Source organism: Avibacterium endocarditidis (genome assembly GCF_002921145.1).
Classification (GTDB): Bacteria; Pseudomonadota; Gammaproteobacteria; order Enterobacterales; family Pasteurellaceae; genus Avibacterium; species Avibacterium endocarditidis.
Genome location: NZ_PQVI01000070.1, coordinates 1 through 7,289 on the forward strand (window position 1 = coordinate 1; position 7,289 = coordinate 7,289).

The window sequence follows — 7,289 nt, forward strand, 5'->3', positions numbered from 1 at the left end:
CATCGCTGAACTAGGCAAATTCCAACTCAAAGGGGATAAGGATTTAATGGAAAAAGTGGACAACGTGCTACAAGATTTCATCACCCAACACCGAATGAAACTGCCAGACGGCGAGGCTTACGAGCCTTGTTATGAGATTATTCGTTAGTAAATAATTAGCCTCCCTTACTCTTGAATTATACGGCTTGTGGCCGTATAATTTCTTCATATCAATAGAACAGAGCAAATTATTATGCAAACTAAAATCCCCAAAGCTCGATTAGAAGCAAAAGTAAATCCTGAAATTTATCAATTATTTAAACAAGCCGCAGCGATTACTGGACGCACATTGACAGATTTTATTGTTGATGTGGTATATAAAGAATCCGTAAAAACTATTGCTGAACATCAGTCTGTGAAATTATCTGTAGCGGATCAAGTCCATTTATTGAAACATCTTGATTCTTATGAAGTCAATCCAACAATGGAAGAAGCACTTTCGATGCACCAACAGTTCTTAGCAAGGAAAAATGCACGTGCAGATTGATTTAGAGCATATTGATATTGTGACATTATCTCAGTTGAAGTTAGATAGAAAATCCTTTTGCAGTCTTTCACCTGAGTTAAACCGCTATTTTCATACTCAAGCTTCACAAGATGAGAGAAAAGAATTATCAAAATGTTTCGTTTTAATTCATCAAAGACAGGCCAAAATTGTTGGCTATTATACCCTATCTGCCTCTGCAATTAACGTAAGTGATATTCCCAAAACACAAATTAAACAAGAGATTCGCTACCCTAACATTCCTGCTGCATTAATTGGACGATTAACAGTTGATGAACAATTTGTCGGCTGTGGTTATGGTAAATTTTTAATCGCGGACGCCATCAGCAAAATAAAGGAGTCAAAGCTTGCTGTTGCCGCATTGCTGGTACAAGCCAAAGACGAACAAGCGGTTGCGTTCTATCATAAATTAGGTTTTATCGCTTTTCTTGAACGAAAAAATATGCTCTTTCTCCCTTTAACGAAATTGATCAAAAAATAAAAGGCATTAATAAATGCCTTTTAAAAGAATAAATTAAGAAATAATTTAATTTTTCACCCGCACTTTTCTTAACTCCTTAACCCCACCCCACTGCTAATCAAATAATAGGCGATGCCATAAAGTACGGTGATAAAAATGCCTAAAACGCTGAAAGTGTAAACAAGGCTGACATCTTGAATGCCGAGAAAACCGTAGCGGAAGCCGCTGATCATATAAACAATGGGGTTAAATTTTGACACCACTTGCCAGAAAGGTGGTAATAAAGAAATCGAATAAAATACGCCGCCGAGATAGGTTAATGGTGTTAAAACAAAAGTGGGGATAATGCTAATGTCGTCAAAAGAGCGTGCGAAAACTGCATTAATCAAGCCCCCGAGCGCAAAACTTGCGGTGGTGAGTAATAAGGTGGCAAGAATTACCGTCCAAGAATAAATCTGTAATGGCACGAAAAATAATGAAACCAAGGTAACGAGAATGCCCACGCTCAATCCACGTGCCATTCCGCCAGCCATATAGCCTAAAATAATAATGTGCGGTGAAGTTGGTGAAATTAGCAGTTCTTCTACGTTACGGGCAAATTTCGTGCTGTAAAAAGATGACGCCACATTGGCGAAAGAATGGGTTAAGGCAGACATCATAATCAGCCCCGGTACGATAAATTGCATATAGCTAAAGCCGTGCATTTCGCCAATACGATTGCCAATCAGCTGGCCAAAAATCACAAAATATAAGGTCATTGTGATCACCGGCGGCACAAGGGTTTGCACCCAAATTCGGGTAAAACGGCGTACTTCTTTCACAAAAATAGTTTGAAAGGCAACCCAAGCTAAACTCATTATTGCACTCCTTTATTCAATGCCATTGAAACAAATAATTCTTCTAAACGGTTGGCTTTATTACGCATACTCAACACTTGCACGCCTTGTTGCGTCAGTTGTGAAAATAGCTGATTTAAACCCTGCTCTCTTTTCACTTCCACTTCAAGCGTATTGTTATCTAGCCAAGTGACGTTGTAACCCATTATTTCAGGCTTAACCGCTTGTGGTGCTAAATCAAAAATAAAGGTTTCTGTTTCTAGCTTCGCCAATAAGGCTTTCATTGACATATTTACCACTAAACGCCCTTGCTGAATAATGCCAATATGACGGCAAAGCATTTCCGCTTCTTCTAAATAATGGGTGGTGAGAATAATGGTTGTGCCTTGCTCGTTGAGTTCGCGTAAAAATTCCCACATTGTACGGCGTAATTCAATGTCCACGCCCGCTGTAGGTTCATCGAGAATGAGCAATTTAGGGTTATGCATTAAGGCTCGTGCGATCATCAAACGGCGTTTCATTCCCCCTGAAAGTTGGCGTGATTGCTGATGGCGTTTATCCCACAAATCCAGCTTTTTCAGCCACACTTCCGCGCGCACTAAAGCTTCTTTACGTGGAATGCCATAATAACCCGCTTGATTGGTGAGAATATCAATCACGCGTTCAAATTGGTTAAAGTTAAACTCTTGCGGCACTAAACCGATATTCTGTTTTAACTGGCTTGGATTGCTATCCAAATCCGCGCCAAACACTTTCACATCGCCTGATGTTTTATTCACCAAAGAACAAATAATCCCAATGGTGGTGGATTTCCCCGCGCCATTATGTCCAAGCAGGGCATAAAAATCCCCTGCTTCAACACTCAGATCAATGCCGTGCAAGGCTTTGACCCCGTTTTTATATTCTTTGGTTAATCCTTTGATTTCTAATGCTAACATTCAATGTTCCGTTAAATTTATTAAAATTTTGCACCGCACTTTTTAGAACATAAGTAAACAAAGTGCGGTGCAAATTTTGCTGATTTTTGACTTAAATTTTACTCACGTCAAACAAATCCAAATTAATGCAATCTGGCGTACCGTAAAATTTAGCAAGGGCTTGGCGTAAGGTTTCTGCGCGTTTTGGTAACCCTTTCGCGGCATAGCTTTTCACTTGTTCATAAACAGCTTGCTTGAAAGGCTGAGTATCGCCAGGGTTGCCACTGAGATTATCACTGCTCGCAATATAGCGAAATCCTGCCGCGGTGGCTAAAATCCACTCTAACGCTTGTGGCTTTACTTCCACTTGTTCAAACTCTCGCTGACGTTGTTCAGAACGTCCGTCAGGTTCGTACCAATAGCCAAAATCTTCTAATTTACGCCGCTCTTTGCCTGCAATCAGCCAGTGCGAAATCTCGTGCAAGGCGCTACTGTAAAAGCCCCGCGCAAAATAAATGGCATTGTAAGGGCAATCTTCATTCGCTGGCACATAAAGCGGCTCATCGCCCCCTTTAACCAATTTGGTATTATATTCTTGCTCAAAGCATTGATTAAAAATGGCAATAATATCTTCTAAACGATGTTCCATCACAACTCCAAAAAATAATAAGGCACAAAGTCTGTGCCTGAAAATTTGAAAATGCCCTATTTTAACATTTATGGCGGTTTAGCTACATTAATTATTTTAAAGGGCGGACACATCGGTCCGCCCCTACACTCATATATAATAACTGATTGTAATTAAATAGATTTTCGTAGGGATAGACCTATGTGTCTGCCCGGAAAAACGTTTATTTTAAGCTATTAATTTGTTACAACGCTTTAACACGTCTTGCTAATGGTAATAATTTAAAAGGCGGATACATCGGTCCGCCCCTACACTCGTATATAATGATAACTTATTGTAATTAAATTGATTTTCGTAGGGGCAGACCTATGTGTCTGCCCGAAAAAACATTTATTTCAAGCTATCACTTTGTTGCAACGCTTCAATACGCTTTTCCAACGGCGGGTGGCTTAAAAATAATGAGGCTAAACCGCCTGTTCTACCATTAATGCCGAAAGCGGCAAATTGCCCTTCCATTTGTTGTGGCTCGTGAATTTGTTGCAGGCGGCGTAATGCAGCGATCATTTTTTGTTTGCCAACCAAATGTGCTGAACCCGCATCCGCACGGTATTCACGGTAGCGAGAGAACCACATTGCGATCATACTCGCCAAGAAACCGAACACCACTTCTAGCACCATTGAAACTAAGAAATAAATTCCGCTGCTGCTTTCGCCGTTGTCGTTGCGATTGCTCGCCACCACGTTGGCGATAAGACGAGAAATAAAAATCACGAAAGTATTTAACACGCCTTGTAGCAACGTCATTGTAACCATATCGCCATTTTGGATATGGCTAATTTCGTGCGCTAGCACCGCTTCGGCTTTCATCTTTTGTCATTGCGTTGAGCAACCCTGTACTCACGGCAACCAAAGAATTGCTTTTACTTGCGCCAGTGGCGAAGGCATTGACGTCCGCAGAATGATAAATCGCCACGGTTGGCATTGGAATATTAGCTTCACGCGCCTGTGTAGCTACGGTGTTTAATAACCAGCGCTCTTGCTCTGTGCGCGGCTGTTCGATCACTTGCCCATTGACCGATTTTAACGCCATTGTTTTGGATAAAAACAGGGAAATTAATGATCCGCTGAAACCGAACAGTGCCGCCATAATAAGTAGCCCGCTGGCATCTTGGGCGCGGATCCCTGTTAGGCTCAAAATAATATTAAAGACAATTAGCACCGCCATATTGGTGGCTAAAAAAAGTAAAATTCGCATCATAAAAAGTTCCTCGCTGTGAGTATGTAGTTGATTATCCAATAAATGATTAAAGGAATAACCAATATAATTATAAATTTTGTAATTTCAAGATTTAACGGATCAGTTTTCCCATAAACTCATCTGTTTTTCTTCTTGTTGCTCGGGTAAATTAACGTGTAAGCCAATTAATCGAATGGATTTATCCTGACGACGTTGCCAAATTTGCGATAACAATGCGCGAAAATTTTCGTGCTGAAAACTGACCGCACTTTTTTCTAGCGTGGTAATTTGAAAATCCTCAAATTTGAGTTTAATCCCGATTTTATTGAGTTTTTCCAAAGAAATATGCGGACAAGCCCGCAGCACACGCTCTATTAATTGCGGGTAGAGGTGATCTAAAACCGCTTCTCCATCACGCAGCTCAGTGATATTTTGCAATAATGTTGTTTCCACCCCAACAGATTTGCGTAACCGTTCAGGTTGCACTTTTCGTTCATCAATTCCGAGGCTAAACGACCAAATACGCTGCCCCACTTTACCTAATTGATTTAACAATAGATGTTGTTCAAAACCTTGCACGTCAGCACAGGTTTTCAGCCCCATTTCTAACAAACGTTGCGTTGTCACTTTTCCGACACCGGGAATAGCACTTAATGGCAACTTTCTCACAAACTCCGCCACTTCATCGGGGTGAATTACAAACTGCCCATTAGGCTTATTTTTATCCGAGGCAATTTTGGCTAAAAATTTCAACGGTGCAACGCCCGCTGATGCAGTCAGTTGGGTTTCCTGCCAAATTTTTTGACGGATTTCTTGGGCAATCCAAGTGGCTGAGCCTGAGCATTTATCGCAATCTGTAACATCTAAATAGGCTTCATCAAGAGATAACGGCTCAACCAAGTGTGTATAACGATAAAAAATTTGCTGAATTTGTTGCGACACCTGTTTATACAATGCCATATTTACAGGTAACAGAATCAAATTCGGACAAAGCTTCAACGCCTGTGCTGTTGGCATCGCACTATGCAAACCGAATTTCCTCGCTTCATAATTGCAGGTACTCAACACACCACGCTGATCTGCCCCTCCCCCAACAGCCACAGGCTTCCCTCTGAGATACGGTTTATCTAGCAACTCAATAGAAGCATAAAAGCAATCCATATCAATATGAATGATTTTTCTTGTTTTTGACATCGTGGCGTAAATTTCTGGAAAAAAAATAATGGACAAAGTGCGGTGCAAAATTGGCAATATTTTACCTGTTTTTAAGGCAAATCGAAAATAACAAAAGTGCGGTAAAAAATTAGGGCGAATTTTTCGCCCTAATTAAAAAGAGTTAGCCAACCCAAACGAATTTGGCAATAAAGAGTAAGGATACCACCCAAACAGGGGCGTTTACTTCTTTCCAACGACCTGTGCAAACTTTCATTACACAGTAGCTAATAAAGCCAAAAGCAATGCCTTCCGTAATGGAATAAGTGAACGGCATCATTGCTGCGGTGATAAAGGCAGGTGTGGCTTCGGTTAAATCTTCCCATTGCACACGAATTAAGCTTGAAGCCATTAAAATCCCCACATAAATCAATGCGCCTGCGGTGGCATAAGGTGGCACAACGCTCGCTAATGGCGAGAAGAAAATAGTTAATAAGAACAACACGCCAACTACAACGGCAGTCATTCCCGTGCGTCCGCCCACGGAAACACCAGCGCCACTTTCAATGTAAGTACTGATTGCAGAAGTACCGATGTACGATCCCGCCACGGCACTCACGCTATCCACATAAAGGGCTTGTTTCATTTTCGGGAAGCGGCCTTGTTCATCGCTAATCCCTGCTTTATCGGTTACACCCAACAAAGTGCCTGAAGAATCGAATAAATTGACAAGCAAGAAAGAGAAGATAATGCCGAGCAAGGCGGTATCTAATGCGCCGACAATATCCACTTTGCCCACCACTGGTTCAAGGCTTGGTGGCATTGAAATGATCCCGTGAAACACAACGCTATCATCAAATAATAAGGCTAAAGTTGTAACCACTGCGATGGAGATCAACACGCCAGAATAAATATTGCGTGCCGCTAGCACAACGATAATAAAGAAGCCCAAAATCCCCATTAACACTTGCGGATTGTGTAGCTCACCTAATGCCACTAAAGTTGCTGGGTTTGCCACCACTAGGCCCATATTTTTAAAGCCGATCAGGGAGATAAAAAAGCCAATCCCCGCCCCGATGCCGACACGTAAACTGAGCGGAATTGATGCCATTAACCAATAGCGAATTTGGAACAGCGTTAGCACTAATAAGCCAACCGATCCCCAAAAGATCGCCCCCATTCCCACTTGCCACGAGTAGCCCAATTTGCTCACCACTACATAAGCAAAAAAGGCGTTCAGCCCCATTGCGGGAGCGAGTGCGATAGGCAAATTACTGAACAAGCCCATTGCAATCGTGCCGAAAGCAGCGATTAAACAGGTGGTAACAAACACCACTTGTTTATCCATTCCCGCATCACCTAACACGGACGATTAACAAAAACGATATAAACCATCGTGAAGAAAGTGGTGATCCCCGCGATAATTTCTGTTTTTGCTGTGGTATTTTTTTGCTTGAGTTTAAAAAGTTTTTGTAGAACAGACTGATTTTCCATTTTTTAATCCAATTTCGTTGA

Annotated in this window: 7 protein-coding genes and 2 pseudogenes; 3 read left to right on the top strand and 6 right to left on the bottom strand. The window is 41.5% G+C overall.

All coding sequences use genetic code 11. The features are described 5' to 3' along the window. The 3 genes from C3Z13_RS05535 to C3Z13_RS05545 form a co-directional block, all read left to right on the top strand. The coding region (locus tag C3Z13_RS05535) for a pyrimidine/purine nucleotide monophosphate nucleosidase domain-containing protein (protein WP_146256873.1) at nucleotides 1–148 on the top strand (148 nt) is incomplete at its 5' end. Nucleotides 149–232: 84 nt separating this feature from the next. Then, nucleotides 233–526, top strand: a complete 294-nt coding sequence (locus C3Z13_RS05540; protein ID WP_103855273.1) for a type II toxin-antitoxin system TacA family antitoxin — start codon at nucleotides 233–235, stop codon at nucleotides 524–526. After that, the gene (locus C3Z13_RS05545; RefSeq protein WP_181022016.1) at nucleotides 510–1,025 is read left to right on the top strand and encodes a GNAT family N-acetyltransferase; all 516 of its coding nucleotides are present in this window, start codon (nucleotides 510–512) and stop codon (nucleotides 1,023–1,025) included. The genes C3Z13_RS05540 and C3Z13_RS05545 overlap by 17 nt, the downstream gene beginning before the upstream one ends. Before the next feature lie 68 nt (nucleotides 1,026–1,093). On the opposite strand, the gene C3Z13_RS05550 is transcribed toward C3Z13_RS05545, so the two are convergent. The 6 genes and pseudogenes from C3Z13_RS05550 to C3Z13_RS05575 all read right to left on the bottom strand — a co-directional run bounded on the left by C3Z13_RS05550 (nucleotide 1,094) and on the right by C3Z13_RS05575 (nucleotide 7,268). After that, a complete protein-coding gene (locus C3Z13_RS05550; protein ID WP_181022017.1) occupies nucleotides 1,094–1,861 on the bottom strand; it encodes an ABC transporter permease in 768 nt (255 codons plus the stop codon). After that, nucleotides 1,861–2,778, bottom strand: a complete 918-nt coding sequence (locus C3Z13_RS05555; protein ID WP_103855275.1) for an ABC transporter ATP-binding protein — start codon at nucleotides 2,776–2,778, stop codon at nucleotides 1,861–1,863. The genes C3Z13_RS05550 and C3Z13_RS05555 overlap by 1 nt, the downstream gene beginning before the upstream one ends. Nucleotides 2,779–2,869: 91 nt before the next feature. After that, entirely contained in the window at nucleotides 2,870–3,406 is a 537-nt protein-coding gene (locus tag C3Z13_RS05560; RefSeq protein ID WP_103855276.1) for an elongation factor P hydroxylase, read from the bottom strand. A gap of 369 nt (nucleotides 3,407–3,775) precedes the next feature. Further along, nucleotides 3,776–4,643: pseudogene (gene htpX, locus C3Z13_RS05565) on the bottom strand (protease HtpX). 99 nt (nucleotides 4,644–4,742) lie between these two features. Then, entirely contained in the window at nucleotides 4,743–5,816 is a 1,074-nt protein-coding gene (dinB, locus tag C3Z13_RS05570) for a DNA polymerase IV (RefSeq protein ID WP_103855278.1), read from the bottom strand. 142 nt (nucleotides 5,817–5,958) lie between these two features. Further along, nucleotides 5,959–7,268, bottom strand: a pseudogene (locus C3Z13_RS05575) (NCS2 family permease). Nucleotides 7,269–7,289: the final 21 nt, after the last annotated feature.

Bases quoted from the DNA above. Each gene is read 5' to 3' on its own strand.
- C3Z13_RS05540 (WP_103855273.1), top strand. From the start codon at position 233: ATGCAAACTAAAATCCCCAAAGCTCGATTAGAAGCAAAAGTAAATCCT.
- C3Z13_RS05545 (WP_181022016.1), top strand. From the start codon at position 510: ATGCACGTGCAGATTGATTTAGAGCATATTGATATTGTGACATTATCT.
- C3Z13_RS05550 (WP_181022017.1), bottom strand. From the start codon at position 1,861: ATGAGTTTAGCTTGGGTTGCCTTTCAAACTATTTTTGTGAAAGAAGTA.
- C3Z13_RS05555 (WP_103855275.1), bottom strand. From the start codon at position 2,778: ATGTTAGCATTAGAAATCAAAGGATTAACCAAAGAATATAAAAACGGG.
- C3Z13_RS05560 (WP_103855276.1), bottom strand. From the start codon at position 3,406: ATGGAACATCGTTTAGAAGATATTATTGCCATTTTTAATCAATGCTTT.
- dinB (WP_103855278.1), bottom strand. From the start codon at position 5,816: ATGTCAAAAACAAGAAAAATCATTCATATTGATATGGATTGCTTTTAT.